This window comes from Gryllotalpicola koreensis, from assembly GCF_039538185.1.
GTDB lineage: Bacteria > Actinomycetota > Actinomycetes > Actinomycetales > Microbacteriaceae > Gryllotalpicola > Gryllotalpicola koreensis.
Genome location: NZ_BAABBW010000001.1, coordinates 33,200 through 59,949, shown reverse-complemented (window position 1 = coordinate 59,949; position 26,750 = coordinate 33,200). Strand labels below are relative to the sequence as shown.

Sequence of the window (26,750 nt, the reverse complement as noted above, 5' to 3'; positions counted from 1 at the left end):
CCCAAGGAGACTCACATGGCAACTCGACTGCGCGTCGCCGTCATCGGCGCCGGCTATTGGGGCCCCAACCTCGCACGCAACTTCCGCTCCTCCGCCGACTGGGAGCTCGCCGCGATCGTCGACCTCGACCGCGCCCGGGCGCAGAAGGTCGCCGACTCGGTCGGCGGCGTGCTCGTCCTGACCGATGTCGAGGACGCGCTGACGGATGCCTCGATCGACGCCGTCGCGATAGCGACGCCGGCCCGCACGCACCACCCGCTCGCCATGCGCGCGCTCGCCGCAGGCAAGCACGTCGTCGTCGAGAAGCCCATCGCGGACTCGAGCGAGCGGGCCCGCGAGATGGTCGACGAGGCGGAGCGCCGCGGCCTCGTCCTCATGACGGACCACACCTACTGCTACACCCCGGCCGTCCAGAAGATCCGCGAGCTCGTCGCGGACGGCTCGCTCGGCGACATCCTCTTCATCGACTCGACCCGCATCAACCTCGGGCTCGTGCAGCCCGACGTCGACGTCTTCTGGGACCTCGCCCCCCACGACCTGTCGATCATCGACTTCGTGCTGCCCGGCGGCCTCGCCCCCACGCAGGTCGCGGCCTACGGAGCCGACCCGATCGGCGCCGGCAAGTCCTGCGTCGGCTACCTGATGATGCCGCTTCAGAACGGCGGCATGGCGCACGTGCACGTCAACTGGATGAGCCCGACCAAGATCCGCCAGATGGTCATCGGCGGCACCCGCCGCACGCTCGTGTGGGACGACCTCAACCCGCAGCAGCGCATCAGCGTGTACGACCGCGGCGTGGACCTGCTGCGCCAGACGGGCTTCGAGACCGACCGCGCGACGGCCACCGTCTCCTACCGCCTCGGCGACACCTGGTCGCCCGCGCTCTCGGAGCGCGAGGCGCTCTCGGCCATGACCGAGGAGTTCGCCGGCGCCATCCGCGACCGCCGCTCCGCCCGCACCGACGGCTACTCGGGTCTGCGCGTGCTCGAGGTGCTCGAGGCGGCCAGCCGGAGCCTCGCGGCAAGCGAGGCCTTCACCCCGGTGCGCGGCGCGCTCGCGGCATCCGTCTGAATCCATCCCGACCCCAGGAGAGAACCCGAATGACCGACCTCATCGGCGCCGACGTGCTTGTCACGGGCGGCGCGGGAACGATCGGATCCACGATCGTCGACCAGCTGCTCGACGAGGGCGTCGCCCACGTCGATGTCATCGACAACTTCACCCGCGGGCGGCGCGCGAACCTGGCCCAGGCGCTCGCCTCCGGTCGGGTGTCGCTCGTCGAGGGCGACATCCGCGACCGCGACCTCGTGCACGACGTGACCCGCGGCAAGGACCTCGTGTTCCACGAGGCCGCGATCCGCATCACGCAGTGCGCGGAGGACCCGCGACTCGCGCTCGAGGTGCTCGTCGACGGCACGTTCAACGTGTACGAGGCGGCCGCCGATCACAAGGTCGGCAAGCTGATCACGGCCTCGAGCGCCTCGGTCTACGGCCTCGCCGAGTCGTTCCCGACGCCCGAGTCGCAGCATCCGTATGCCAACGACACCATCTACGGCGCGGCGAAGACCTTCAACGAGGGCCTGCTGAAGTCGTTCCGCGCCATGCGCGGCATCGATTACGTCACCTTGCGCTACTTCAACGTCTACGGCCCGCGCATGGACGTGCACGGCGTCTACACCGAGGTGCTCGTGCGGTGGATGGAGCGCATCGCGGCAGGGATGCCGCCGCTGATCTTCGGTGACGGGCTGCAGACGATGGACTTCGTCTGCGTGCCCGACATCGCGCGGGCGAACATCCTCGCAGCGAAGAGCGACGTGGTCGAAGGCGTCTACAACATCGCCCGCGGCGAGGAGACCAGCCTGCTCGACCTCGCCGAGGCACTGCTGCGCGTCATGGATTCCGAGCTCGGCATCGAGTTCGGGCCGTCGCGCGCCGTGAACGGCGTCACCCGTCGGCTCGCCGACATCTCCGCCGTGCAGCGCGACCTCGGCTTCACCGCCGAGATCGACCTCGAGACCGGCCTGCGCGAGCTCGTCGACTGGTGGTCGGCCGAAAAAGACAACCTCGAGGTCGACGCCCTGATCGCCGCGCAGCCCGAGGCGGTGACAGCATGACCCTTCGACAAGCTCAGGACGGCGCCCCGGAGCCGCGCATCAACGTCATGAAGCCCTGGCTCGGCCAGGAGGAGATCGACGCGGTCGCCGCCGCCATCTCCTCCGGCTGGGTCGCGCAGGGCCCGCGCGTCGCGGCCTTCGAGGACGCCTTCGCCGAGGCCATGCAGGCCGAGCACGCCGTCGCGACCTCGAACTGCACGACGGCGCTGCACCTGGCGCTCCTCGTCGCGGGCATCGGCCCCGGCGCCGACGTCGTCGTGCCCTCGTTCTCGTTCATCGCGACGGCGAACGCGCCCACCTACGTCGGCGCCAACCCCGTGTTCGCCGACGTCGACGCGACGACCGGCAACGTCACGGCCGACACGATCCGGCTCGCGCTCACCCCGAAGACCCGCGCGGTCATCGTCGTCGACCAGGGCGGCGTGCCCGTCGACCTCGACCCGATCCGCTCGTTGTGCGATCCGCTCGGCATCGTCGTCATCGAGGATGCCGCCTGCGGCGCGGGCTCGAGCTACCGGGGCCGCCCCGTCGGCTCCGGCGCCGAGCTCGCGGCCTGGTCGTTCCACCCTCGCAAGCTGCTGACCACGGGCGAGGGCGGCATGCTCACGACCTCGCGGCCCGATTGGGCGGCCCGCGCCCGCCGCCTGCGCGAGCACGCGATGAGCGTCTCCGCCGCCGATCGGCAGGCGAGCCTGCTGGCGCCCGCAGAGGAGTACCTCGAGGTCGGGTTCAACTTCCGCATGACCGACGTGCAGGCGGCCATCGGCCTCGTTCAGCTCGGCCGGCTCCCCGCGATCGTGGCGAGGCGGCGCGAGCTGGTCGCCCGCTACATCGCGCTGCTCGACGGCGTTCCCGGGCTGCGGCCCGTGCGCGACCCTTCGTGGGGCACGAGCAACTTCCAGTCGTTCTGGCTTGAGGTTCAGGGCGACTTCCCGCTCGATCGCGACGGCGTCATGGTGGCGCTCGCCGAGGCCGGCATCTCCGCCCGCCGCGGCATCATGGCCGCCCACCGCCAGCCCGCCTACGCCGACCGCCAGCTTGCCTGGCTGCCGATCACAGAGCGGCTGACGGATGCCACCCTGATCCTCCCCGTCTACCACGAGATGACCGAGCGCGAGCAGGACCGAGTGGTCACGGCGCTGCTGCGTGCGGCCGAGCAGCCGAAACAGGCGGTGGTCGCGTGAGCGCCCACGTCGCCCTCGAAGAGGACGTCATCCTCGTGGCGGCCAGCGGGCTCGCCCGCGAGATCATCGCCGCGGCGCCGCACGGCATCCGCTTCCGCGGCGTGCTCGACGACGACCGCAGCAAGCTCGGCTCGCACCTCGGCGGCGTGCCCGTCATCGGGGGCCTCGAGAAGGCCGCGCAGCGCGGCAGCGCCAAGCTCGCCGTGTGCGCAGGCAAGGGCGAGTCCCGCCGCGGCCTCGTGAACCGCCTCGGCGAGTTCGGGGTGACGGATGCCGATTACGCGACGCTCGTCGCCCCCGGCATCCGCATCCCCGCGGACTGCGCGGTCGGCGTCGGCAGCATCCTGCTGCCTGGCGTCGTCGTGACGGCCAACGCCTTCATCGGCCGCCACGTCGTGGTCATGCCGAACGTCACCATCACCCACGACGACGAGATCGCCGACTTCGCGACCCTGTGCGCCGGGGTCTCGCTCGGCGGCACCGTCTCGATCGGCGAGGCCGCGTACCTCGGGATGAACTCGAGCGTGCGCGAGAACACCCGCGTCGGCGCCGGTGCGGTGCTCGGCATGGGCGCTGCACTGCTCGCCGACCTGCCGCAGGGCGAGACCTGGGTCGGCGTGCCGGCCAAGCCGGTGGGAATCCGGGCGGGTGATCCCGCATGAGGATCGAACTCGGTCGCCCCGTGGCAGGGCTGCCGTCAGTCACGACGGTCATCCCGTGCTACAACTACGGCCACTTCCTCGAGCGGGCGGTGCGGTCGGCGCTCGACCAACCGGGCGTCGACGCGCGGGTCGTGATCGTCGATGACGCATCGCCCGACGGCTCGGGGAAGTTCGCCGAGCGCCTGGCCGCCGGAGACGACCGGATCAGCGTGATCCGGCATGAGCAGAACAAGGGGCACATCGCGACGTACAACGACGGATTCGCGGTGGTCGACACCGAGTTCGTCACCCTGGTCTCGGCAGACGACCTCGTGGCCCGTGGCGCCCTGACCCGCGCGATCGCCGTGATGCAGCGGAACCCCCGGGTCGGGCTGGTCTATGGGCGGGCCGTGCGGTTCCGCGGCGAGCCGCCCATCGAACGCGACCGGTCCTGGCTGTTGGCCGCGGTCTGGCCGGGCATCCGCTGGGCTCGAGCCGTCGCACGGCGTGCCACGAATCCGATCCTCTCGCCGGAGGCTGTCCTGCGAACGGCCGCGCTTCGGCAGATCGGCGGCTACAACGCGCAGCTGCCGCACGCCGGCGACCTCGAGTACTGGCTGCGGACGGCGCTCGCGTGGGACGTCGCCAGGGTCGTCGGCCCGGCGCAGGCCTTCTATCGCGAGCACGACACCAATATGCACAACGTGCGGTTCGGCTCGGGAAAGAAGGCGGTTCAGCTGTTCGACGCGTTCGCGCCCCTGCTTTCCCATCCCGCCACGGCGAATCTGCTGCCCCGTCTGCGACGCCGCCTTGCGGCTCCGCTGCTGCGCGTCGTGGAACGTCTGCTGGTCGTCGGGCACTGGTCATCCGAACTCGACGAGCTGGTCGCTGCGGCGGGAGCGATCTGGCCGGAGTGGCGGCTGTCGCGCCGGTGGTCGGCGTTCGGCCAGAGCCTTGACCGGCGAGCGGACGGCCTGGCACCGTCCGCAGGCAGCGTGCTTCGCGCCTGGGTTCCGGCGAACCTCGACCGGCTGCGCTTCAAGCTGGAGGCGCTCGTGCATCGCTCGCCTGTGGCCGCGCACGAGATCGGGGGATGACCGCCGTGGTCGCGAACCAGGACATCCATATCGCGATGGGGGCCGACGAAGGCTACGCCCTTCCCCTCGCCGCAGCGCTGGCGAGCCTCGACGACGCGAGTCGGGCAGACCGTGTCATCGTCCACATCCTTCACGAACGGTTCAGCCAGGCGCTCCGCGACAAGGTCGCCGCGCGGCTGACGCACCTCGAGATCGACTGGGTGAGGATCGACGCGGGGTCTCTCGCGGGCGCCTCGTTCCCCTCGTTCCTGTCGGTGGGAACGCTGTATCGGCTTCTTCTGGGCGAGGTGCTGCCGGCGGGCATCCACCGCGTCCTCTATCTCGACGCCGACACGCTGATCACCGACTCGGTCGCGGAGCTCTTCGCCGCGGAGCTGCACGGGAACGCCATCGCGGCGGTCCGTGATGCGAGTACGCCCTGGGCGGCCTGCATGCTCGGATCGCCATGGCGGCAATGGAACATGGATCCCGCGTCGCCGTACTTCAACGCCGGCGTCCTGCTCATCGATCTCGACCGCTGGCGCACCGAGCAGATCGGCCAGAGGAGCATCGAGCTGCTCAAGTCGTTCACACCGCGGTGGGGCGACCAAGACGCCCTCAACGCGATCATCGGCAGCCGGTGGCAGCAGCTGCCGCGGCGCTGGAACATGCAGACGCCGCTGCCGCTCGGCGACAGCCCCGACTGGGCGCTGTGGAGCGACGACGCCCACGCGGCGCTCGAAGCGCCTGCGGTCGTGCACTTCACGGGCCTCGACAAGCCATGGGGCGTCGGCTCGACGCATCCCTTCACTCCGCTGTGGCGCGAGTGGCTGGACCGCACCGCATGGGCGGGCTGGCGGCCGAGCGAGCCGCAGCCGGGCCTGTTGGAGCGGCTCTCCCGAGCGGCAGTACGGCGCGCGCGAGCAGTTCGCGAGGCGGCTCGTCGTCGCGCGGCCGCGAAGCGACTCACGAATTTCGGTTGACCCAGAGGGGCTGGAGAACATGACCATCACTGATTCCGACACGATCAGCGACACCCACGAGGGTGCGGGCACGCGAACGGGCGTCCCCTTCCTCGACCTGAAGGCTCAGTCGGCGGAGATCGCCGACGACGTCTTGCCCGTATGGCGGGAGCAACTGCTGTCCGCCTCGTTCATCGGCGGCTCGTCCGTCGAGGCTTTCGAACAGGAATACGCGGAGTACATCGGCGTGGACCACGTCGTCGGTGTCGCCAACGGCACAGACGCGCTCGAGGTCGCCTACCGTGCACTCGGCCTGGGGACGGGCGATGAGGTCATCGTGCCGGTGAACACCTTCATCGCCACCGCAGAGGCGATCACCCGTGTCGGCGCGACGCCGGTGTTCGTCGACGTCGACGAGCACCTGCTCATCGACGCTGACGCCGTCGCAGCGGCGATCACGCCGCGCACGCGCGCGGTCGTGCCCGTGCACCTGTACGGGCAGACCGCCGACGTCGGCGCACTCGCGCCGATCGCCGAGAAACACGGTCTGGTCATCATCGAAGACGCCGCCCAGTCGCAGGGGGCGTCTTCCCCCGCCGGGCGTGCGGGCGCGCTGGGGCGCGTCGCCGCGACGAGCTTCTACCCAGGGAAGAACCTCGGCGCGGGCGGCGACGCCGGCGCCGTCCTGACCGACGACCCCGAGGTCGCCGCCTTCGCGCGCAACTTCTCGGCGCACGGGAGCTCGGTGAAGTACGTTCACGACCGGGCGGGGATCAACTCGCGGCTGGATGCCATCCAGGCGACGGTGCTCCGTGCGAAGCTGCGCCGGCTCGAAGGCTGGAACGACGCGCGCCGCGCCGCCGCCGCGCGCTACACGGAGATGCTCGCCGCGGTTCCCGCGGTCGTCCCGCCGACCATGCGGGAGGGAAACCGCGACGTCTGGCACCTCTACGTCGTACAGGTGGAGGAACGGGATCGCGTGCTCGCAGAGCTGAACGCATCCGGAATCGGCGCGGCCGTCCACTACCCGCACCCGCTTCACCTCACGCCCGCCTACCGGAACCTCGGCTACCGGGCGGGGCAGTTCCCCGTCGCGGAGGCGGCAGCCCGGCGCATCCTCTCGCTCCCGATGTTCCCGCACCTGACCTCGCAGCAGCAGGAGCAGGTCGTGGGCGTTCTCAGAAAGGCCACTGCGCGTGGCTCTGCAGCAGAGTGACAGGGAGACCGCTCAGCCTGCTGCGGACAGCCCAGGGGGATATGCGGCGCAAGCAACGGCGAGTGTGGTGTGGACGGTCGCCCAGAAGTGGGTTCTGCGCATCACCGGCTTCGTCACCATCGCCATCCTCGCCCGGCTGCTCAGCCCGGCGGATTTCGGCGTCGTCGCCTTGGCGAGCTCCCTGCTGCCGCTGCTGCAGCTGCTGGCTGACCTCGGGTTCAGCACGTATCTGCTGCAGGTGCCCGAGGCGACGACGCGGCGCCTGAGCACCTTCTTCTGGTACTCGATGGCGTCCGGCGTCGTCCTCGCGGGCGGTCTGGTCCTCATCGCGCCGCTTCTCGGAATGCTGTTCGCCACCCCAGCGGTGACCCCTGTCATCCAGGGCCTCGCACCCGTCGCGCTTCTCATCACCCTGGGCGCTGTGCCGACCACGCTCCTCAGGCGCAATCTGAGATTCCGCTCGCTCGCGGTGCAGGCGACCATCGCCGGGGCGGCAGGCCAGGCCGTCGCCGTCGTCCTCGCGCTCCTCGGCTTCGGCGTGTGGGCGCTCGTCTGGCAGACCCTGATCGTCCAGATCGTCTCGACCGCACTCGCCTGGATCGCGAGCAGGTGGCTTCCGAGCTTCGAGTTCTCGAGGCAGGAGTTCGGCACCATGGTTCGATTCGGCGCCAAGGTGATCGGCATCGAGCTCGTGGCGCTCGCGCGGAGCTGGGCCGAGAACGCGATCGTCGTCAGCGCGCTCGGAGTGAGCGGCTTGGGCTACCTCAACATTGCGCAGCGGCTGATCCAGATCGCTCAGGACCTCACCTCGGCGGCGCTCGTTCCGGTCTCCCTGGTGGTCTTCGCGCAGATCCGTTCCGCCTCAGATCGTCTTCGCGCCGGCTATCTGCGCGCCCAGTCGGTCTCATATGTCGTCGTCGGCGCGATCATGCTGTGCCTCGCCGTCGGCTCGCCAGTCCTCATTCCGATGCTGTTCGGCTCCCAGTGGCACGAGAGCGTGGCGCCTGCCCAACTGCTCGCCGTCGCAGGAATCCTGACCATCGGCGCCTCGCTCGACCAGGGGCTGTTCTACGGCGTCGGCAGGCCGGGCACGTGGTTCGTCTACGCCATCGCGGTGGAGATCCTCACCGTCGCGGTCACCGCGGCCGTCGTGCATTGGGGGCTCGGGGCGATGGCGCTGGGCTTCGTCTTCGTCGCGGCAGCGGCGACGGTCGCCCGTTGGCCGCTCGTCGCCCGGGAGCTCGATGCGCGCTGGTGGACGGTGTCGATGCCGATCGTCAAGACCTCGATTCCCATCGCGGTTGCCGCCGTGGTCGGCTTCGCGGCCGTGGCGATCACCCGGCCGCTTCCCGGTCCGGTGTCACTGCTTCTCGCCGGGCTCGCCATGGCGGCGTTCTACCTCCCCCTGCTGCGGCTCACGGCTCGCGACACCTCGGCCGAGCTGATCGGCCTCGGGCAGCGGGCGCTGCGCAGGATCCTGCCGAGAGCACCGAAGGCGGCCTTGTGATCGACACGAAGCGGCGCGTCGGCATCGCGGACCCCCTGCCGCGGGTGTCGGTGGTGATCCCGTGCTACAACTACGCGCGCTATCTGCCGGATGCCGTGCGCTCAGCCCTCGAACAACCGGGCGTGGACGTCGACGTCGTCATCATCGACGACGCCTCGACGGACGACAGTGTCGCCGTGGCGAAGGCCTTCGCAGAGCGTGACGAACGTGTGCGCCTGGTGCAGCATCCCGCGAACCGCGGCCACGTGGAGACCGCGAACGAGGCGCTCGGGCTCGCTACCGCGGACTTCCTGGTGAAGCTCGACGCCGACGATCTGCTGACCCCCGGCTCGCTCGCGCGGTCGGTTGCGCTTCTGACGGCCCATCCCGAGACGGCCTTCTGCTACGGCCACCCCGTCGAGTTCACGGGCCCGCCGCCGCGGTCGGACTTCGGAACGTTGCGCGGATGGAGCGTGTGGCGCGGTGACGACTGGATCGAACGGGTGCTGCGGCGATCGCGGTGCCCGATCAGGCAGCCGGAGGTCATGATGCGCCGGGCAGCGCTCGACGCGGCCGGAGGCTATCGCGCCCAGCTGCGCTGGGCGGAGGACTTCAATCTGCTGCTGCGGCTCGCGCACTCCGGCGCGGTCGGGCGCGTCAACGGGACGGTCCAGGGGCTCTACCGCGTGCACGAGGCCAGCTTCCAGCGGTCCCACGAAGACGTCGCGTTGCGCGACCTGAGCGCGCGGATCGCGGCGATCGAGCTGTTCTTCGCCGAGAGCGGCGCAGACCGGCGCGTGCTGAACCTCTCGCTCTCGGCGCTCGCCGTGGACGCCCGCCGACTGGCGGCCGACGCGAGCAGCCGCGGCGAGGACTCGGTCGCATTGGAGGAGATCGCCGAGCAGCTCGACCACCGCACCGGCGTCGACTCGGCGTCGTCGCTGCTCGCCGGCCGAGGCCGTTTCGCCCGGTTTGTGCGAGATGTCGATGAGCGCGTCCGCTGGCGGCTGTGGCGCCGGAGGGGGTACTGATGCCCGGGCGGGTGCTCGCATGAGCCCGGCCAGCACACCTCAGAGCCTGCGTCTGCTGGCTCAGCGGTGGTCGCGTTTCGTGCCGCGCGGCTTGCGTCGCAGGCTCCGTTCCCTCGTGCCGCCGCCGGCGCTCGATGCGGCGGAGCTGGTCGACGGCTGGTCCCGCCCGCTGCTGGCGACCGCTGCCGCGGAAGCCGTCGGATTCTGGCAGAGATCGCTCTCCGAAGCGACCCTGAACGGACCGGATAAGGGCAACGGGCGAGCGGTTCCGGCCGAGGACGTGAACACGCCGCGGCTGCGCTGTCTGCTGGTCGCTCCGTCGATGGACGTCGGCGGTCTCGACCAGATGGTCGCATTCTTGGCGCGTGAGCTGCCGTTGCGCGGCATCGACGTCGCCGTGCTCGTCACACCGGAATCCGTTGCCGAGAATCCGGGGCGCCTCGGCGCACAGCTACGGGCCGAGGGCGTCGATGTGCGCGAACTCGATCGCGCGGGCGCGCGGGCATGGCTCCGTGCGGACACCCCTGACATCGTCGCGTTCCACGGTGGCGCGGACTGGGTTCTCGATGAAGCCGAGGCGATCGGCGCGCCGGTCATCGAGGTGCATCACGGCGGCCACCTGCTCTTCGGAGCCGATCCGCAGGCTCTGGCGAGCCGCCGTCAGCGCCTCTCCGGTCTGATTGCGGTGTGCGAGCTGGTGCGCCGACAGTACCTCAGTCTCGACCCGGGCTGCCCCCCGGAGTTCGTGACGACCATCGAGAACGGCATCGCCGGCGGCCGCCTGCGGCGGGGTGACCGCGAGGCCGCTCGCCGCGCGCTCGGTCTCTCCGACGAGCGCCTTCTCGTCTCACTGTCCCGGCACTCCCTCCAGAAGAACACCTACGGGCTGGCGGCGGCCTTCGGCGACGTGGCCGCGCACGTTCCCGAAGCGCACCTCGTGATCTGCGGTCGTGTCGACGACGTCGACTACGCCAGCCAGGTCGCCGCGCTTCGCTCCCGCATGCCCGGCGGGGATCGCCTGCACCTGCGGGACCACACCCCGCATATCGCCGATCTTCTCGCCGCCGCGGACGGATTCGTGCTTGACGCGTTCTTCGAAGGGGGCCCGCTCGTCAGCATGGAGGCGCTCGCCTCGGGCGTGCGCGTCGTGCTGAGCGAGACCGGGGCCGTGCGAGAGCAGATCGACGGCGATGCGCGTCGGGGGCGGATGGTCTCGAATCCTCTCGGCGATCCGCTCCTCGTGGACTGGGAGCGGATGTCGGCGGCCCGATTCGCGCGCCAGGAGAACCGCGACGAGCTCGTCGAGGCCATGGTGGAGCTTGTCAGCGCAGCCCCGCCGTCGCCGGCCGAGCGGGAGCGGCTTCGAAGCGAGTCGCTCACCCGCTTCGACCAGCAGCGGTGCGCAGACGCCCATGCCGCCGCGCTCCGCCGTGCGGCGATGCTGCGCGCGCGCTGATCCCGCCGCGGTCAGCGTGGCCGCGCCGCGTGGCCGCGCGCCGACTCGATCACGGAGATGAAGGCCTGAGCGCGCGATTCCCAGTCGTGCGCTGCGGCGAACTGCTGTCGGGGCGCCGCTTCGGCCGGGTTCGGACGTCCACGCTCCACCGCTGTGGCGACGGCCTGCGCGAAGGCATCCGGGTCATCTGCGACCTCGACCTCCGGGCAATCGAGCCAGCGGATGCCCGGCAGATCGGTGGCGACCACGGGAAGCCCCGCGGCCAGGTACTCGAGCGTCTTGAGGGGGAAGCTGCCTTCGTTGAACGCGGAGTGCGTGTACGGCACGAGCCCGACGGATGCCCCGGCGAGGTAGCCCGGCATCGCCGTGAATTCCCTCGGCCCGATCCAGCTCACATTCGGCAGCGCGAACAGCCCGTCCAGCTCTGCGGTGCTCTCCGAGTCCGAGCGGGGGCCGACGAAGAGAAGAGGAACGCCCCGATCCGCGACCGCGCGCAGCAGTCGGACATCGAGACGGTCGTTGATCGTGCCCATCACGATCGCGGGCGCCTCGTCCGCGTGCGCGTCCGCCGCGGGCTCGAGCGCGCGGGCTGCGGCGAACAGCGCGCTGTCACAGCCGAAGGGGACGAGCTCGACGGGCTTGCCGAAGCCGTCGTTCGCCTGCTGGACCGTCGGATTCGCCGCGATGATGAGCTCGCTCGCCGTTCGCACCAGCTTCTCGCCGCGCCGGAAGACCTCTGGATCGACGTTGACGAGCTCGGCAAGCCCGATCCAGTCGTCCTGTGCCCAGTAGATGCGGGCCTGCTCGCCGATGAGCCCCATGATCGGGGTCGCCATGTCCGCTTCGATGAGCACGACGTCGTCGTGGCCGGACCGGGCGATGGCGCGTCGTGTCTGGGCGGCAATGAGGCGGCGGTTGACGGGTGTCATCGACTTCCGGCGAACGCCGGGCAGGGTCGCCGGCCTGATGACGGTCAGAGAGGGGGAGACCTCGCTCACGGCGGCGGTCGGAGCGGAGGCGGAGAAAACGGGGTGGGGCGGATCGACGTACAGCACATCGACGGAGGAACTCAGCGCGGCAGCCAGCTGGTGGTCGGCCATGCGCTGCTCGTCCCACGAGTTGGCCGCGTGGACCACGAAGAGCGGTCGGCGGACGCGCCCCCGACCGATCACGTGCCGAGCCCCCTGGTGAGATGAGAAATTGTCATCTGTATCAGTGTGGCGATGGGTCGGCAGTGGCGGCAATCCCACCAATAGGTGCCACGGGCACTGGGGAGTCGAGCGATGGTCAGAAATTAGAAACAATGAAGTAACCTCGACTCCGATAGTGTGACCCTCAACCGGGTGACAACGTCTGTTCGCATTTACCAGCTCCGGAGGATCGCCGCATGCCTACCCACGGCCGCCGCGCTGCACATCGCAAGATCCGCCTGCGCAAACGCTGGTTGATCGCCGTCCTCGCGGCGATCGCGGCGCTGGTGGCGGGCGTGGCGCCGTCTCTTGCGGCCCCCGCGCCGACCAGCCTGTTCGGCTCCGCGGTGCCCGCACATGTGACGGAGCCGGACTACCGGAGCGTCGAACTCGGCGTCCGCTTCTCGAGCAGCGTCGCCGGCACGGTCACCGGCATCCGTTTCTATCAAGGGCCCAAGAACAGGGGAACGCACGTCGGCCACCTGTGGTCGTCCACGGGGCGGCAGCTCGCGGCCGTGACGTTCTCGCGCAGCGCGAAGACCGGGTGGCAGCAGGCGAGCCTGTCGAAGCCGGTTGCGATCGCCGCCGGCGAGACCTACATCGCCTCCTATCTCGCTCCACAGGGCGGGTACTCGGAGGACGACGGCTATTTCGCCCGGGCGAAGACGGTGGGTCCCTTGACCGTCCCGGCGCACGGCGGCGTCTACAAATACCCCCAGGGTTTCCCGACGTCGGTCTGGAAGGACGCCAACTATTACGTGGACGTCGTCTTCCAGCCTGCGACGTCGACTCCCACGCCTTCAGGCAGCGGAACCCAGACGCCCACGTCGAAGCCGAGCTCCACGGTCACACCGAAACCGTCGTCGACGCCCACCCCGACGCCCACGCCCACCCCGACGCCCACGCCCACCCCGACGCCCACGCCGAGCTCGACCCCCACCACCACCCCGACGAATCCGCCCTCAAATGACAGCGCGGCGCTCGATCTGCCACGCGTGCCCTGGGAAGGCGGGCCGGCGTACTACGCGCAGTTCGCCAAGCCCAAGGCGGCAGGGTGGGCGAACCCGGACTTCTTCCCGATCGCGCTCTGGTGGGGCGGGATCTCGTCGAATTCCGACGTCGCGTGGGACAAGTCCGTCGGTGTGAACACCTATGTGCTCATGGACCCGTCGACGCCGTACAAGCTCTTCGCAGACAACGACGTGTACTGGGTCGGCAGCGCCCTGAACAGCAGCTTCACCAGCAGCAGCACGAACTGGGTCGGCGACTTCCTCTGGGACGAGATCGACGGCTGGGCGCCCAGCTATGACTCGGCGAAGTCGCAGTTGAACGACGCCATCGCCGAATACGGAGACGACGGCCGATTCAAGTATGCGAACTTCACGCATCAGATCATCGGCGGCTACATGTCGGACCAGCAGGCCGACTCGTACACCAACGACTTCACCGACGTCGTCTCGCTCGACACGTATTACTACACCGACGGCTCGTGCGACAGCATCTGGCCGCAGATCGCGCATTTCAACATCGCGCCGGTCGACCAGGCGCACTGCAAGACCGCGTCCAGCTACGGCAACACCATTCAGGCGCTGCGCGCTCACGACGCGTCAGACGGCAAGCTCCAGCCTCTGTGGAGCTTCGTCGAGAACCTGAACGGTGCCCCCGGCGGAGCCGCCAAGACGACGTACATTCAGCCGGGCCAGCTGGAAGGCGCCGTGATGGATTCGATCATCAACGAGGCGCGCGGCATCATCTACTTCAACCAGAGCATGAGCGGCTCGTGCCAGAGCGGCAATGTCGTGCGCTCGGCGCAGACGGGCGGCTCGACCAGCTGCGCCTACCCGCAGGTCATGGCCATGAAGCACGTCGACGGGCTCATTCAGTCGCTCGCCCCCGTGCTCAACACGCAGTCCTACCAGTGGAAGTTCGGCACCGGGCTCGACACGATGCTCAAGGTCAGCGGCGGGTACGCCTACATCTTCAGCATGACCGACGGCACGGGAACGCCTGGGGCACGCACCTTCACCCTGCCCGCCGGGGTGAACGGCACGAGCGCCGAGGTCGTCGGCGAGAACCGTACCGTGCCGGTCAGCGGGGGGAAGTTCACGGACTCCTTCGCTCAGGAGTACACGTACCACATCTACAAGATCGCCTTGCGCGGCTGAGCGGCCCTGGTCACGTAGCGGCGAAGCGCCTTGGTATCGCGGTAGCTCCAGATCACCGGCGGCGCCTCGCCGCGATAGATGCGGCGCAATGCGCCCGCGAGACCGGGCAGCAAGAAGAACAGGCCGGCGGACTGAGCGAAGGACAGCGCGTCGAAGCTCGCGCACAGCATGGCGCAGCCGCCGATCGCGGCGATGAGCGCCTGCCCGTAGGTGCGTGCCTCGTTGTCCGCGTGCACCCCGTGGCGGGCCGAATAGGCGCTGAACATGCCGGTCGCGAACACCGCCGCGAATCCGAGCAGGCCCAGGATGCCGAGCTGGATCGCGATCAGCATCCACTCGTCGTCGAGGATGTAGTACCGCGGCAGGAAGGTGCCGAAGCCGAGCCCGACCCAGGGGGAATGGGTGACGAAATGGATGCCGGCGGCCAGCCCGTTCGAGCGCGATTGGGCACTCGAGTCGTTCGAGATGCCGGCGAACATCGAGAACATCGTGGAGAGCATGCCGGGGACGAGCACGCCGATGGCGGCGATCATTCCCACGGCGCCGATCAGGAACACCCTGCGCAGCCGGCTCGGGAGCGCCGGAATGACGAGGAGGACCGCGAGGGCCACGCCGACGAGCGCCGATCGTGAGACCGACACCGCAGCCGCAGCCGCCATCACGATCACTCCGCACCAGGCGAGTCGACGGCGCAGCGGGCTCAGAGCATGGTCCAGCGCGAGCGCGATGGCGAGAGGCAGGCAGGTGCACAGAACGGCCGCGTACTCCAGCGGGTGCGACGACGTGCCCGCCGCCCGCAGGAACGAATCGCGGCTCTGCACGCTCGCCACGTTTCCGGACATGCCGGGAATGACGATCATGTCGACGAACGCCCGGCCCGTGGCGAACTGGGCGAGCCCGAGTGCTCCGATGGCCGAGCCGAGCATCACCATGCGACCGATCAGGGCCCGGAGGCCGTCGAGCGTCGTGATGCCGTCGAGCGCGACGAGGGTGACCCCCGCCAACGACAGCAGGGTCTCCAGCGAGACCGTCGCCGGGCTGACCTGGTCGGCGGGCTGGCCGCGCAGCAGCGCGAAGGCATAGCTCACCAGCGCGACGACGAGAAAGCCGAACAGGGCGATCCGCAGGGGCTGATGCACGTGATGCGCCGGCGCGACGTTGCGGCTCAACTGATCGAGAAGCCACCAGAGCAGCAGCGCGAGCCCGAACAGCACGGACGGGCGGCCGAGGCTGTTCAATCCGTTGATGTACATCGACGAGGGAAGGGCGAGCAGCAGCACGGCGTACAGCGACAGCAGCGCGGTCGCGTCGAGCGGGCCGCGCTTCCCCGCGCCGACATGAGCCCGCGCGCGGACCGTCGTCAGCAGCTCGGAGTGCTCTTCCACGGTCCGACTCATGCCGAGGCGCGATCGACGAGCTCGGCGTCCTCCTCGGCGTCTTCCTCAGCGGCAGCCTCTCGAGCGTCGATCTCGTCGTCGAGGGATGCGGACTCGAGGCGCCTCGGGCCGGGCGTGCTGCGCTTCGGGTCGCGTGCCCCGCGGCGGGGACGCGACAGGATCAGCCCATCGATGAACGTCGCGAGGATGAGTGTTCCCACGAATCCGATTCCGCCGGCCGCCGCCGTAGCCATGAACTGCGACTTCGTCTTCGGCGTCGCGGTCGTGTCGACCGAGAGCTGAGATGCGGTGATCATCTGCGCTTGGGTGAGGTGCTCCTCCGACTGCAGCTTGGCGAGCGTCGCCGTGACGGCCTTGATGCCCCCGTCGAGGATCTCCCCCGACTGATCGGCCGACGGCGTCTCCACCGTGATCAGCAGCACGGGGCCGGAAGAAGACGTATCGCGCGAGACCGTCAGGGTCGTCTTCTCGTGGCCTTCGAGCACGGGGCCGAGCACGGACTGGGAGCTGGCGGCGGTGACCAGCACGTCGGCCGCCTGGCTCAGGCCGCCGATGTAGAGATAGGGGTTCGAGCCCTTCGGCATGGTGGCCTCCGCCGGGATCAGCAGCAGGTCCGCCGAGCGGGTGAAGGTCGGCTGAACGAGAGTGTGGGCCGCGATCACGAGGAACACGGTGGCCAACAGCCCAGGAACGGTCACATACCACCTGCGAAGGGTGGCGCGGATGACGGTGGTGATGTTCATGGGTCAGATTCCTTTCAGTGCAGGCCGCGCCCCTGCGACCACGGCGAGTTCTCGTCCGCGGCGGGCTCTGCGTTGCATCAGCGCGCTTGCGAGAGCATCTGTCCAGACCGCCAGCGCGCTGGCGACGATCAGGGCGGCGGCGCCGAATGCGCCGACCGCGATGAGTTCGGTTTTCCGGCCCGGCGCGACGTGCGCGGCGAGACCGGTCAGGGGCTGCTGCTGGGCGACCATGCGCTGCGCCGGCACGATGCCGCTCTGCGCTTGCATGCGGTCGCTGAGCGAGATCAGGTCGCCGACGACGCTCCGCGTGTTCGCGTCGACCCAGGCCTTCGTCGGGCCGACGACCTGGACGATGATCGACGGCTGGTCGAACTGGTTCACCCACTGGTTGCCGGAGTTGGCGAGCGAGACCTGGATCCCCTGTCGCACGCCGACCCCGTACAGCGGGGCCGTGGTGGTCGACAGCGGCTCCTGAGTGCGGCCCTCGTTGAACTGCTGGACGAGCGCCGATGCGAAGGTCGTGTACGGGGTCGGGTCCCCATACGGGTCCGTCGCCACGAATCTGCCGTTGCTCGGCAGCAGGGTGACGACCGCGTAGGACGCGTAGACGCCGGCATGCTTCACCTGCCAGTACAGGCAGGTTCCGGCCATGGCGAACACGGCGAGAACCACGTACCAGCGGCGCAGCATGATGCGCAGGGCCATGATGATGGTCATGCGTGCTCCTCCGCGACGGCGAGCGGCAGGGGCATCCGCTCGGCGCCCGGCAGTTCGCTCCAGCGCCCGCGACTCGTCAGCATCGCGGCGGCCGGCCTCAGCTCGGGGCGCCGGACCGCGCGCAGCAGATACCAGCTCGCCGTGATGGCGCGCATGCCCTCCGCCCAGGCCCGCGAATGGTGCTTGTCGGCGTAGCGCACCCGGTTGACGGCCATCAGCGCCTCGAGCGCCGGGGAGGTGCCGGATGCCTGCCGCTCGTGCACGACCACGGCACGCGGCTCGAAGACCGTGCGGAATCCGGCCGCGCGTGCGCGGCGTTGGAAATCCGTCTCCTCCCAGTAGAGGAAGAAGGTCTCGTCGTCCCACGCGCCGACGACGGCGTTGCAGGCGGCCGAGATGAGCAGCGCGGCGCCGCTCGCCCAGTCGACGGCACCGGGCCGCTCGTATGCGGTCGTGTCGCGGACGGTCATCGAGAGCGCCGCAGGCCGGCTCGCCCAGCGATCGCCGAAGAGCGTCTCGCCGAGGGCCCCGAGCAGGCTCGGCTCGCGGAACAGCCCGCGATACGGCCCACCCGCGGCGTCACGGATCGCCGGGGCGACGACGCCGACCCCCTCGCGGTCGAGGGAAGCCAGCATCCGCTCCAGCGCGTCCGGCGCCACCACGAGATCCGGATTCAGGATGGCGACCGCCTGCCCGTCGCGCACGAAGCCGCGGCCGACGTTGATGCCGCCCGAGTACCCGAGGTTCGCCCCCGTCGGCACGACGGTCACGCCGGCGAACGAGCGGGCCAGTGCGACCGAGGCATCCGCCGATCCGTTGTCGACGACGATCGCGTGCACGCCCACCGTGCTCGCCTCGAGCGACCGCAGCAGCGCGGGCAGCTCATCGGCGCTGTTGTAGGCGACGATGACGGCCGCGATCGGGGCCTCTGCGTCCTCAGCGAGAAGAGTCATCGCGCTCCCACCCCCGCTTCGCACCGAGCGACGCGCGTGAAGCCCGCGCGAGCAGCGCGACCGCGAGATAGACCGCGGCGTCGAAGGCGGTGGCCGGCCCGCGCACCGAGCGTGCGATGCCTGACAGTGTTCCCCCGGTCGTCGACGCGCTCCTTCCGGAGGGCCCGGCCGCCGCCGCCCCGCGCACTGCCCGCCGCGTCACCGCGAGCAGTGCCGCGAGGGTGCGCGGCGTCTGCACGATCACCGGCGCGCCTGTCACGATCGCCTTCTCGTCGGGGTCGAACAGCCGGTCTACCCACAGGTCGTCGCCGACCACCTCGGGGAACGACCCGAGCCGTTCGTGAGCCGCGTGCGACAGTGCGTAGATGCCCGCCCCCCACATCGCCTCGTGCAGCGAGGGCACGCGCGATCGGGCGCGGTAGTAGGCGCGCACGGGCCAGCTCGCCGAGCCGAGCTCGTACTCCGCGGTCGGGCGCGCGGCGAAGCCGTCGTTGAGGCTGAGCCACAGGGCGACGCCGCGCACGCTGCTCTCGTCGGCGACGATGTCGGCGTCGAGGTAGACGCGCGGCCACGCGCTGGCGCGCGCATCGCCGAGATTGAGTGCGTGCGGTTTCGAGGCGATCTCGGTCTCGATCACGATGACACCGGGTACGGATGCCGCGACCGCGGCCGTCTCGTCGTGGCATCCGTTGCACACCACGATGACCTCGAGCTCGCCCGCCGCAGCAGCCCTGGCCAGCGGCCGCAGCGTTCGCTCGATCACCGCGGCCTCGTTGTGGGCAGGGATGATGACGCTGGCGCTCGCCGGGCGGCGCTGCGCAGACCGCGGGTCGGCGATGGTCTGGGCGAGGCTCATGGTCAGCTCACCCGACTCCGCCGCACCGCGCGGTACGCGGCGGGACCCTCGACGAGGTACCGGCGGAACAGCCGCTTCGGCTCTTTCGCCAGCCGCCACGCCCACTCGAGCCCGTTGTCGGCGGCCCAGCGCGGCGCGCGCTCGACGCGCCCGGCGAGGAAGTCGACGACGGCGCCGAAGGCGAGCAGCACCTTCGCGCCCGTCAGCGCGCCGTAGTGGTCGATCCAGAGCTCCTGGCGCGGCTTCCCGAGGCACACCACGAGGATGTCGACGCCGACGTTGCGGATCTCCTCCGCGAGCGCGCACGAGTACGCGGCATCGGCCAGCTGCTCGCGCGAGGGCGTCCAGCAGCCGGCGAGCTCCAGCGCCGGGTATTCGGCGAGCAGCCGGCGGTTGAGCTCCTTCTCGGTCGACGGCAGGCCGCCGAGGAATCCGACGCTCGATCCGTCCCGCTCCGCCCGTGCGAGCAGGGCGCCGATCAGATCCGAGCCGGCGAGCCGTGGCCACCGGTGCGCGGTGAGCCGACGGGCCTGCTCGACGAGCGGCGCGCCGTCGGCGAGGTTGAGCCACTCGATGTCGCCGACGGGCCCGGAGCGCAGACCGAAGTCGCCGTAGAGCGACGAGCCGTCGCCGAAGTGGTGGATGTGGTCGAGGTTGATCGAGACGACGCCGAGGGGCAGCTCCGCCCCTCCGAGCGCGCGTCCTGCGATGAGCTCGACCGCCTGGTCGAACTCGAGCAGATCCACGGGCGCGCCGCCGAGTCTGATGCGCGAGGTTTCAAGGGTCATTGCGTGATCACCGCCGGGCTCCATGCGTGGGGAATGAGGAGGGAAGGGGAGCCGGAGCCGTCGGAGGCCGTCTCCCAGATGTCGTAGTCGCCGGGGGTGCCGGCACGCGGCAGCCCGTAGAGCAGCGTGGAGTCGTCGAGCCATTCGACCTGGTCGTCGATGTCCCGCTTGTCGGGCATCATCGTGACCTTGCCGGTGGCGAGGTCCATCACGGCGACGCTCCAGTAGGCGGTGCTCGTCTTCGAGATGTTGACCTTGAAGGCGACGCGGGTGCCGTCGGGCGACACCGACGGGCACTCCGCCGTCTCGTGCACCTCGGTGAGGGTGCGGGCCGACAGCGAGCCCCGCACAAGATAGGTGTTCCCGTCGGTCGCCGCCGTGGCGAAGAACGCGTCGTCGTCGCCGGGTACGAAGGTGACGCCCCAGATGTTGCGGTCGGCCGCCGTGTTCACCTTGCCGTCGAGGTACAGGGTGAACTGCTCGATGTTGCCGTAGTCGTGCCCGTCGGCGATCGAGTAGATGTCGGTCGCCGTCGAGAAGCCGACGGTCGCGTAGGCCGAGCCGGTCACGAACGAGGTGAAGGCGACGAGCTTGTCGTCGTGCGAGATGCGGGTGCGGCTCGGAAGCCCGGGCAGGCCCCACTTCTTGACGACATCGCCGGAGGCCCGGTCGAAGAGCGTCGCCGTGTAGGTCGTGACGACCCCGGCATCCGTCTGCAGGCAGGACTCGTATTTCTCGGTCTCGTAGACGCGATCGCAGACGAGGGACGTGACGGTGCGCGTGCCCTTGGGGTCGGAGAGCGGCACGGATGCCACGCGCCCGTAGTCCTCCCCGGGCGCCGTGTCGCGGAACACGATCCGCGGGCCGGCCGCGCCGGTCTTGGCATCAGCTTCATGCGTCGCCGCGACGCCGCTCGGCGCACTCTGCTGCTTCTGATACGCCGCGAACGCGACCATGCCGTACGACACGGCGCCGCCCAGGACCAGGGCGCAGGCGGTGATGACGGCGATCATTCTTCCCCGCGCGTTCACTCGTCGAACTCCGGGGACAGCTCCACCGAACGGTGCAGCACGCCGAGCATCGGGCGCAGCAGCACGAGCGAGGCGATGAGGGCGATGACGGCGAGGCCGGCGACGAGCTCCATGGCGTGCTGGCGCCCGAGCGCGAACCAGAGCACGCCGAAGCCGGTCGACGCGATCAGCCGCGCGATCGCAGTGACGGTCTGCGTCGCGGCGATGCCGCTCGCGGTGCTCTCCGGCGGCGTGAGCTGCGCGGTGAGCGCGGACAGCACGCCGTCGGTCGCGGCGTAGAAGGCGCCGAGCAGGGCGAGGCAGAGCAGGGTGATCGCGATGCCGCCGACGGGGATCGTCGTGACGAGGTAGCACACGAGCAGCGCCACATGCCCGAACAGGAACACCCGGCCGCGGCCGATGCGGTCGGCCCAGCGGCCGAGCGGGATCGCGAGCGCGAGGAAGACGACGTTCGTGCCGACGTAGAGCAGGGGGAACCATTCGGCCGCGAACGACGAGCGCGCCTGCAGCACGAGGTAGATGAACCCGTCGCCGACCGTGATGAGGCCGAGGGCGCCGGTCGCGACGAGCAGCCGGGGCATGCCGGGCAGGCGCAGGTCCTTCACGTTCCACAGCCGCCGTGCCGGCCGGCGGCCGGCCTCGCGGGCGGGATGGCCGTTGCGCACGATGACCCCGAGGATCAGCACGCCGATGATCGCGAACGCGAGCGACAGCACGAAGATCGCGCGGTAGCCGTTCGGCAGCACCCACAGGATCACGAAGGCGAGCAGCGGCCCGATCGCGGCGCCCACCGTGTCGAGCATGCGGTGGACCCCGAACGAGCGGCCCAGGTTGTCCGGCCTGCTCGAGGCGGTGATCAGCGCGTCGCGCGGAGCAGTGCGGATGCCCTTGCCGATGCGGTCGACCGCGACGACGGTCGCCACCGCCCCGAAGCCGGTGGCGAACAGCAGCCAGACGCGCGCGACGGCCGAGAGGCCGTAGCCGAGGAAGGCGACCCACTTCGGCTGGTCGCTGCGGTCGGCGGCCCAGCCGCCCCCGATGCGCACCACGGCGCTGACGCCCTGGTACAGGCCGTCGATGAAGCCGTAGGCGATCGTCGACATGCCCATCGCCGCGGTGATGTAGAGCGGCAGCACCGCCGACACCGACTCGCTGGAGATGTCGGTGAACATGCTGACGATGCCCATCGCGATGACGGTCGACGAGACGCGGGTGGCGACGCGGCCCTTCTGCGCGGGGTCTGCCTTCGCCCCTCTGTCGGAAAGGGTGATGTACACGGTTGTTCTCCTGGGTCGGGGTCAGGGGTGTGGTTCAGGCGCCCGTGCGGAGTACGCCGAAGATGAGGTAGTTGCTGCCCTTGCCATGGGCGCTGACCGTCAGGGTCACGGTGGTCGCGCCCTTGCTGAAGCCGATGGCGGTCGATCCGCCGACGGCGGGCAGGGGCTTCCCGGTCATCCCGAGCGAGGTCAGCACGCCCTGGTAGAACGCGATGGTGTCGGCCGGCTTGCTGCTCGTGGTCGCGTCGATCACCAGCTGGGTCGTGCCCTGAGCGCTCGTGACCGACTTCGAGGTGACCTTGGAGTTCGGGGCGACTACGAGGTCGGCGGCCTTGATCGAGGCCGGCGGCGCCGTGGGGTGCAGGCGGTACGGGGTCGGCGTCGCCGTCGGGATCTGCTCGGAGCCGCCGTGGCCGACGCCGTCGATCAGCGAGTCGTCCTGCTTGGGCGACGACTTCGACGACGGTTTCGACGCCCCCGGGGTCGGAGGCTGGTGAGAGGTGCCCCCTGCTCCGTCGGCGCGCGGCGTCGGCACGCCGCCGAGCACGCTCTGGGCGACGCTGTGCCCGGACTTCGTCGGAAGGAACGACACGACGATCCCCGCGGCGACGATGACGGCTGCCGCGGCGACGGCTGCGATCACGATGCGGCGCAGCTTCATGACTCCTCCACCCGGCTCAGGGCGCCGTCCGCCTCGCGGTACAGCTCGCCCGTCTCCGGGCACCGCCAGATGCCGTCGTCCTGCTGCGCGAGCTTGACGCCGGCGCGCCCCACCCAGCCGACCTGCTTCGCGGGCACGCCTGCGACGAGCGCGAAGTCGGGCACGTCGTGGGTCACGACCGACCCGGCCGCGACCATGGCCCAGCGGCCGATCGTCACGGGCGCGATGCAGACGGCGCGCGCGCCGACGGCCGCGCCGCGGCGCACGATGACGCCGACCATGTTCCAGTCGTCGTCGGTCTTGAGCGTTCCGTCGATCGTGATCGCGCGCGGGTGCAGGTCGTTGGTCAGCACGGCGCCGGGGCCGATGAACACGCCGTCCTCGAGCAGCGCGGGCTCATACACGAGCGCGTAGTTCTGCAGCTTGCAGTTCTGGCCCACGATGACGCTCGGCCCGACGTAGGCGCCGCGACCGAGCACGCAGTGCGAGCCGATGTGGGCGTGCTCGCGCACCTGTGCGAGGTGCCACACGACGGTGCCGTCGCCGATGGTCGCACTCCGGTCGACATCGGCGGTCGCCTGGATGCGCGGGGCGGCGGGGTTCGCGGCGGGCTCGGCAGAGATAGACATCAGTAGGCTCCGACGGGGCTGAGCAGCACACGCACGGTGCGCCACAGGATCATCAGGTCGCCGGCGAGCGACCAGTTCTCGACGTAGTAGAGGTCGAGGCGCACGCTCTGGTCCCAGCTCAGGTCGCTGCGGCCGCTGATCTGCCACAGGCCGGTGAGGCCGGGCTTGATGTACAGCCGGCGGTGCACGGGGTTCTCGTACTCGGCGACCTCGGCGGGCAGCGGCGGACGGGGCCCGACGAGGCTCATCTCGCCGATCAGGATGTTCCAGAACTGCGGGAACTCATCGATCGAGTACTTCCGCAGCAGCCGCCCGACCCTCGTCACCCGAGGGTCGTCCTTGAGCTTGAAGAGCATGCCGTTGCCGTCGTCGGACTCCGCGCGCAGCGCGGCGAGCCTGGCCTCGGCATCCGTCACCATCGACCGGAACTTGACCATGCGGAACAGCGAGCCGTCCTTGCCGACGCGGGTCTGCCGGAAGAAGACGGGCCCGCGGTCGTCCAGCTTGATCAGCACGGCGACGGCGGCGAAGACGGGGGAGAGAAGGATGAGAGCGGATGCCGCGCCGACGACGTCCACGAAGCGCTTCAGCACATGCTTGCCGCCCTCGAAGCGCGGGATGTCCACATGGATCAGCGGCAGCCCCTGCACCGGCGTGAAGCGCACGCGCGGCCCGGCGACGTCGACGAGGCGGGATGCCAGCACGAGGTCGGCGCCGCAGCCCTCGAGGCTCCAGCCGAGGTTGCGCACGAACTCGCCGTCGTCGTGGGGCTGGCTCGCGACGATCACGGCGTCGACCTCGGCGGCCGCGGCGGCTGCGGCCACGTTCGCGTAGCCGGAGAGCACCGGGACCTGGCTGCCGCCCTCGCGCAGGTACGGGTCGCCGAGTTCGGCGACGGCCGCGCCGACCACGTTGTAGGCGGGGCCGCCGGATTCCTGGATCTGGCGCATGACGTAGCGGACGTCGTCTCGCGAGCCGACCACGAGCGCGCGTCGCAGGTAGCGGCGCTCCTTGCCGCGGGCGACGAGCCAGTTGCGCCAGCCCCAGCGCGTCAGCGCCAGGCCGACGACGCCGATGGGGAACGCGGCGGCATATGCGCGGCCGAGGTGGGCGCCGATGACGAGGTCGGCGATGCCGAGCGCCCCGAACACGATCAGGCTGCCGGTCAGCAGGTTCTTGTATTCGGCGGCTCCGACGCCGAGCTGACGCCGGTCGCGGCATCCGATGACTCCGAGCATCAGATACCAGCAGAGGCCGACGACCGCGCAGACGGCGGCTTCGAAGGCGATCGTGCTGCGGGCGCCGGCGCCGTTGTCGGCGACGCGCAGCACGAAGGTGATCCCCATCGCGAGGGCGATGACCGCGGAATCGCTGAACCGCAGTCGGGAGAGGTAGCGCCGGGACAGGCGCGCTTCAGGGGAGCGCCGTGCCTCAGCGCGGGGGGAGGTGGGGGTTGAGACCGCCCTCGCGATGGGAAGTAGGGATTGTGCGTCGGTAGTCATCGTCTCGGCTCGGGTGTGAGAATTTCTCGACTACCGAAACGGTAACTGCTAGTGAGACTTCCTCACGTCCCCCAGTGTGAGGGGTGAGGAATATTCACCTATCTTAACGACGAACCCGCGCCCCCGAGATCGGGCGGCGCGGGCTCGCTCTGTGCGCTGAACTCAGAAGTTGATCATGTGACCCGTCAGGCCGTGGAAGGCCTCCTGCAGCGCCTCGGAGAGCGTGGGGTGGGTGTGCACGTTGCGGGCCAGCTCGTAGGCGCCGAGGTCCCACTTCTGCGCGAGCGTCAGCTCGGGGAGGAGCTCGGAGACGTCGGGGCCGATCATGTGCGCGCCGAGCAGCTCGAGGTGCTCTTTGTCGGCGATGACCTTGACGAAGCCGGTCGGGTCGGCGAGGCCGTGGGCCTTGCCGTTCGCGGTGAAGGGGAACTGGGCGACGACCACGTCGTGGCCTTCCGCCTTCGCCTGCTCTTCGGTGAGGCCGAAGGAGGCGACCTGCGGCTGGCAGAACGTGGCGCGCGGCATCATGCGGTAATCGCCGAGCGTCATGGTCTCTGCGCCGCCGATCGTCTCGGCGGCCACGACGCCCTGCGCCTCGGCCACGTGGGCGAGCTGCAGCTTGGCGGTGACGTCGCCGATGGCGTAGATGTGCGGCACGTTGGTGCGCATGTGGTCGTCGATCGCGATGGCGCCGCGATCGGTGAGCTGGACGCCGGTCGACTCGAGGCCGTAGCCGGTGACGTTCGGCGCGAAGCCGATCGACATGAGCACCTTGTCGGCCGTGATGGAGCCGGCCGCGCCGTCCTTGTTGCCGACGTAGCTCACGGTCACGCCGGCGTCGCCGTTGTCGACGACGGACTCGACCTTGGTGTCGACCAGAATGGTGACGCCGAGCTTCTTGTACTGCTTCTGGATCTCCTTCGAGACGTCAGGGTCCTCATTGGGCAGCGCGCGCGGCAGGAACTCGATGATCGTGACGTCGACGCCGTAGTTCTTGAGGACGTAGCCGAACTCCATGCCGATGGCGCCGGCGCCGACGATGACGATCGACTTCGGCAGTTCGCGGGTCATGATCTGCGACTCGTAGGTCACGACATTGTCCGAGAGCTGCACACCGGGCAGCAGGCGCACGGTCGAGCCGGTGGAGATGATGGCGTTGTTGAACGAGACGATCTCGGTCGAGCCGTCGGACTTCGCGACCTCGATGGTGTTCGCGTCGAGGAAGCGGCCACGGCCGTCGAACTCGGTGATGTCGTTCTTCTTCATCAGGAAGTGCACGCCCTTGACGCGGCCCTCGGCGACCGCGCGGCTGCGGTCGAACGCGGCACCGTAGTCGAACGTCACCTCGCCGCTGATGCCGAAGGTCTTGGCGTCGTTGTGGAAGATGTGGGCGAGCTCGGCGTTGCGCAGCAGCGCCTTCGAGGGGATGCAGCCCACGTTGAGGCACACGCCGCCCCAGTACTTCTCTTCGATGATGGCGGTCTTGAGACCGAGCTGAGCGGCGCGGATGGCGGCGACATAGCCGCCGGGGCCCGCACCGAGGACAACGACGTCAAAGTGTGCACTCACGTCCCCAAACCTATTCCTGTGTGGCGGATGCCGCTAAATCTCGCCATATCCTCCGGTCGGACACCCAGGCTGGACCCCCCCGGAATGGGAACTGTGCAGTGGTAGT

Annotated in this window: 24 protein-coding genes; 11 read left to right on the top strand and 13 right to left on the bottom strand. The window is 69.9% G+C overall.

Annotation, left to right across the window (positions count from 1 at the left end; all coding sequences use genetic code 11):
- Nucleotides 1–15 precede the first annotated feature (15 nt).
- The 10 genes from ABD708_RS00260 (at nt 16) to ABD708_RS00215 (ending at nt 11,166) form a co-directional block, all read left to right on the top strand.
- Nucleotides 16–1,071: a Gfo/Idh/MocA family protein gene (locus ABD708_RS00260; protein WP_344751233.1), complete on the top strand. Its 1,056-nt coding sequence runs from the start codon at nt 16–18 to the stop codon at nt 1,069–1,071.
- A gap of 29 nt (nt 1,072–1,100) precedes the next feature.
- Entirely contained in the window at nt 1,101–2,114 is a 1,014-nt protein-coding gene (locus ABD708_RS00255; protein WP_344751232.1) for an NAD-dependent epimerase/dehydratase family protein, read from the top strand.
- Nucleotides 2,111–3,298 carry a DegT/DnrJ/EryC1/StrS family aminotransferase gene (locus tag ABD708_RS00250; RefSeq protein WP_344751231.1) on the top strand — a complete coding sequence of 396 codons (1,188 nt, stop codon included), beginning with the start codon at nt 2,111–2,113 and terminating at the stop codon, nt 3,296–3,298. The genes ABD708_RS00255 and ABD708_RS00250 overlap by 4 nt, the downstream gene beginning before the upstream one ends.
- Entirely contained in the window at nt 3,295–3,960 is a 666-nt protein-coding gene (locus ABD708_RS00245) for an LbetaH domain-containing protein (protein WP_344751230.1), read from the top strand. Before ABD708_RS00250 ends, ABD708_RS00245 begins: the two co-directional genes overlap by 4 nt.
- The gene (locus ABD708_RS00240; protein WP_344751229.1) at nt 3,957–5,036 is read left to right on the top strand and encodes a glycosyltransferase family 2 protein; all 1,080 of its coding nucleotides are present in this window, start codon (nt 3,957–3,959) and stop codon (nt 5,034–5,036) included. The genes ABD708_RS00245 and ABD708_RS00240 overlap by 4 nt, the downstream gene beginning before the upstream one ends.
- Nucleotides 5,033–5,998 carry a glycosyltransferase family 8 protein gene (locus ABD708_RS00235; RefSeq protein ID WP_344751228.1) on the top strand — a complete coding sequence of 322 codons (966 nt, stop codon included), beginning with the start codon at nt 5,033–5,035 and terminating at the stop codon, nt 5,996–5,998. The genes ABD708_RS00240 and ABD708_RS00235 overlap by 4 nt, the downstream gene beginning before the upstream one ends.
- A 19-nt stretch (nt 5,999–6,017) precedes the next feature.
- Nucleotides 6,018–7,193 carry a DegT/DnrJ/EryC1/StrS family aminotransferase gene (locus ABD708_RS00230; RefSeq protein WP_344751226.1) on the top strand — a complete coding sequence of 392 codons (1,176 nt, stop codon included), beginning with the start codon at nt 6,018–6,020 and terminating at the stop codon, nt 7,191–7,193.
- 64 nt (nt 7,194–7,257) lie between these two features.
- Nucleotides 7,258–8,700 (top strand): lipopolysaccharide biosynthesis protein, encoded by a 1,443-nt coding sequence (locus ABD708_RS00225; RefSeq protein WP_344751225.1) that lies wholly within the window; start codon nt 7,258–7,260, stop codon nt 8,698–8,700.
- The gene (locus tag ABD708_RS00220; protein WP_344751223.1) at nt 8,697–9,710 is read left to right on the top strand and encodes a glycosyltransferase family 2 protein; all 1,014 of its coding nucleotides are present in this window, start codon (nt 8,697–8,699) and stop codon (nt 9,708–9,710) included. The genes ABD708_RS00225 and ABD708_RS00220 overlap by 4 nt, the downstream gene beginning before the upstream one ends.
- Before the next feature lie 19 nt (nt 9,711–9,729).
- Nucleotides 9,730–11,166, top strand: a complete 1,437-nt coding sequence (locus tag ABD708_RS00215; RefSeq protein ID WP_344751222.1) for a glycosyltransferase family 4 protein — start codon at nt 9,730–9,732, stop codon at nt 11,164–11,166.
- An 11-nt stretch (nt 11,167–11,177) separates the two neighbouring features.
- Here ABD708_RS00215 and ABD708_RS00210 read toward each other — a convergent pair whose 3' ends face one another.
- Nucleotides 11,178–12,338: a glycosyltransferase gene (locus ABD708_RS00210; RefSeq protein WP_344751221.1), complete on the bottom strand. Its 1,161-nt coding sequence runs from the start codon at nt 12,336–12,338 to the stop codon at nt 11,178–11,180.
- A gap of 215 nt (nt 12,339–12,553) precedes the next feature.
- Here ABD708_RS00210 and ABD708_RS00205 point away from each other — a divergent pair, with 215 nt between their 5' ends.
- Nucleotides 12,554–14,521, top strand: a complete 1,968-nt coding sequence (locus tag ABD708_RS00205) for a DUF4082 domain-containing protein (RefSeq protein ID WP_344751220.1) — start codon at nt 12,554–12,556, stop codon at nt 14,519–14,521.
- Here the strand turns inward: ABD708_RS00205 and ABD708_RS00200 are convergent.
- The 12 genes from ABD708_RS00200 to lpdA all read right to left on the bottom strand — a co-directional run bounded on the left by ABD708_RS00200 (nt 14,497) and on the right by lpdA (nt 26,644).
- A complete protein-coding gene (locus ABD708_RS00200) occupies nt 14,497–15,918 on the bottom strand; it encodes an O-antigen ligase family protein (protein ID WP_344751219.1) in 1,422 nt (473 codons plus the stop codon). The genes ABD708_RS00205 and ABD708_RS00200 overlap by 25 nt on opposite strands.
- Nucleotides 15,915–16,661: a hypothetical protein gene (locus ABD708_RS00195; RefSeq protein WP_344751218.1), complete on the bottom strand. Its 747-nt coding sequence runs from the start codon at nt 16,659–16,661 to the stop codon at nt 15,915–15,917. The genes ABD708_RS00200 and ABD708_RS00195 overlap by 4 nt, the downstream gene beginning before the upstream one ends.
- A gap of 3 nt (nt 16,662–16,664) precedes the next feature.
- Nucleotides 16,665–17,378, bottom strand: coding sequence for a hypothetical protein (locus ABD708_RS00190; RefSeq protein WP_344751216.1), 714 nt, complete (start codon nt 17,376–17,378; stop codon nt 16,665–16,667).
- The gene (locus ABD708_RS00185; RefSeq protein WP_344751214.1) at nt 17,375–18,331 is read right to left on the bottom strand and encodes a glycosyltransferase family 2 protein; all 957 of its coding nucleotides are present in this window, start codon (nt 18,329–18,331) and stop codon (nt 17,375–17,377) included. The genes ABD708_RS00190 and ABD708_RS00185 overlap by 4 nt, the downstream gene beginning before the upstream one ends.
- Nucleotides 18,315–19,187: a glycosyltransferase family 2 protein gene (locus ABD708_RS00180; RefSeq protein WP_344751212.1), complete on the bottom strand. Its 873-nt coding sequence runs from the start codon at nt 19,185–19,187 to the stop codon at nt 18,315–18,317. The genes ABD708_RS00185 and ABD708_RS00180 overlap by 17 nt, the downstream gene beginning before the upstream one ends.
- Nucleotides 19,188–19,189: 2 nt before the next feature.
- On the bottom strand, nt 19,190–19,975 hold the full coding sequence (locus tag ABD708_RS00175; RefSeq protein ID WP_344751210.1) for a WecB/TagA/CpsF family glycosyltransferase: 786 nt from the start codon (nt 19,973–19,975) through the stop codon (nt 19,190–19,192).
- On the bottom strand, nt 19,972–20,988 hold the full coding sequence (locus ABD708_RS00170; RefSeq protein ID WP_344751209.1) for a TolB-like translocation protein: 1,017 nt from the start codon (nt 20,986–20,988) through the stop codon (nt 19,972–19,974). The genes ABD708_RS00175 and ABD708_RS00170 overlap by 4 nt, the downstream gene beginning before the upstream one ends.
- 14 nt (nt 20,989–21,002) lie before the next feature.
- Entirely contained in the window at nt 21,003–22,283 is a 1,281-nt protein-coding gene (locus ABD708_RS00165; RefSeq protein ID WP_344751208.1) for an MFS transporter, read from the bottom strand.
- A 34-nt stretch (nt 22,284–22,317) separates the two neighbouring features.
- Complete coding sequence (locus tag ABD708_RS00160) at nt 22,318–22,944, bottom strand: hypothetical protein (protein WP_344751207.1); 627 nt, start codon at nt 22,942–22,944, stop codon at nt 22,318–22,320.
- A complete protein-coding gene (locus tag ABD708_RS00155) occupies nt 22,941–23,573 on the bottom strand; it encodes an acyltransferase (RefSeq protein ID WP_344751206.1) in 633 nt (210 codons plus the stop codon). Before ABD708_RS00155 ends, ABD708_RS00160 begins: the two co-directional genes overlap by 4 nt.
- The gene (locus ABD708_RS00150) at nt 23,573–25,075 is read right to left on the bottom strand and encodes a sugar transferase (RefSeq protein ID WP_344751204.1); all 1,503 of its coding nucleotides are present in this window, start codon (nt 25,073–25,075) and stop codon (nt 23,573–23,575) included. Before ABD708_RS00150 ends, ABD708_RS00155 begins: the two co-directional genes overlap by 1 nt.
- 162 nt (nt 25,076–25,237) lie before the next feature.
- Nucleotides 25,238–26,644 carry a dihydrolipoyl dehydrogenase gene (gene lpdA, locus ABD708_RS00145; RefSeq protein WP_344751203.1) on the bottom strand — a complete coding sequence of 469 codons (1,407 nt, stop codon included), beginning with the start codon at nt 26,642–26,644 and terminating at the stop codon, nt 25,238–25,240.
- Nucleotides 26,645–26,750 lie beyond the last annotated feature (106 nt).

Bases quoted from the DNA above. Each gene is read 5' to 3' on its own strand.
- ABD708_RS00215 (WP_344751222.1), top strand. From the start codon at position 9,730: ATGAGCCCGGCCAGCACACCTCAGAGCCTGCGTCTGCTGGCTCAGCGG.
- ABD708_RS00190 (WP_344751216.1), bottom strand. From the start codon at position 17,378: ATGACCATCATCATGGCCCTGCGCATCATGCTGCGCCGCTGGTACGTG.
- ABD708_RS00160 (WP_344751207.1), bottom strand. From the start codon at position 22,944: ATGAAGCTGCGCCGCATCGTGATCGCAGCCGTCGCCGCGGCAGCCGTC.
- ABD708_RS00235 (WP_344751228.1), top strand. From the start codon at position 5,033: ATGACCGCCGTGGTCGCGAACCAGGACATCCATATCGCGATGGGGGCC.
- ABD708_RS00185 (WP_344751214.1), bottom strand. From the start codon at position 18,331: ATGACTCTTCTCGCTGAGGACGCAGAGGCCCCGATCGCGGCCGTCATC.
- ABD708_RS00170 (WP_344751209.1), bottom strand. From the start codon at position 20,988: ATGATCGCCGTCATCACCGCCTGCGCCCTGGTCCTGGGCGGCGCCGTG.
- ABD708_RS00250 (WP_344751231.1), top strand. From the start codon at position 2,111: ATGACCCTTCGACAAGCTCAGGACGGCGCCCCGGAGCCGCGCATCAAC.
- ABD708_RS00260 (WP_344751233.1), top strand. From the start codon at position 16: ATGGCAACTCGACTGCGCGTCGCCGTCATCGGCGCCGGCTATTGGGGC.
- ABD708_RS00180 (WP_344751212.1), bottom strand. From the start codon at position 19,187: ATGAGCCTCGCCCAGACCATCGCCGACCCGCGGTCTGCGCAGCGCCGC.
- ABD708_RS00175 (WP_344751210.1), bottom strand. From the start codon at position 19,975: ATGACCCTTGAAACCTCGCGCATCAGACTCGGCGGCGCGCCCGTGGAT.
- ABD708_RS00195 (WP_344751218.1), bottom strand. From the start codon at position 16,661: ATGAACATCACCACCGTCATCCGCGCCACCCTTCGCAGGTGGTATGTG.
- ABD708_RS00150 (WP_344751204.1), bottom strand. From the start codon at position 25,075: ATGACTACCGACGCACAATCCCTACTTCCCATCGCGAGGGCGGTCTCA.
- ABD708_RS00155 (WP_344751206.1), bottom strand. From the start codon at position 23,573: ATGTCTATCTCTGCCGAGCCCGCCGCGAACCCCGCCGCCCCGCGCATC.
- ABD708_RS00205 (WP_344751220.1), top strand. From the start codon at position 12,554: ATGCCTACCCACGGCCGCCGCGCTGCACATCGCAAGATCCGCCTGCGC.
- ABD708_RS00240 (WP_344751229.1), top strand. From the start codon at position 3,957: ATGAGGATCGAACTCGGTCGCCCCGTGGCAGGGCTGCCGTCAGTCACG.
- ABD708_RS00200 (WP_344751219.1), bottom strand. From the start codon at position 15,918: ATGAGTCGGACCGTGGAAGAGCACTCCGAGCTGCTGACGACGGTCCGC.
- ABD708_RS00255 (WP_344751232.1), top strand. From the start codon at position 1,101: ATGACCGACCTCATCGGCGCCGACGTGCTTGTCACGGGCGGCGCGGGA.
- ABD708_RS00230 (WP_344751226.1), top strand. From the start codon at position 6,018: ATGACCATCACTGATTCCGACACGATCAGCGACACCCACGAGGGTGCG.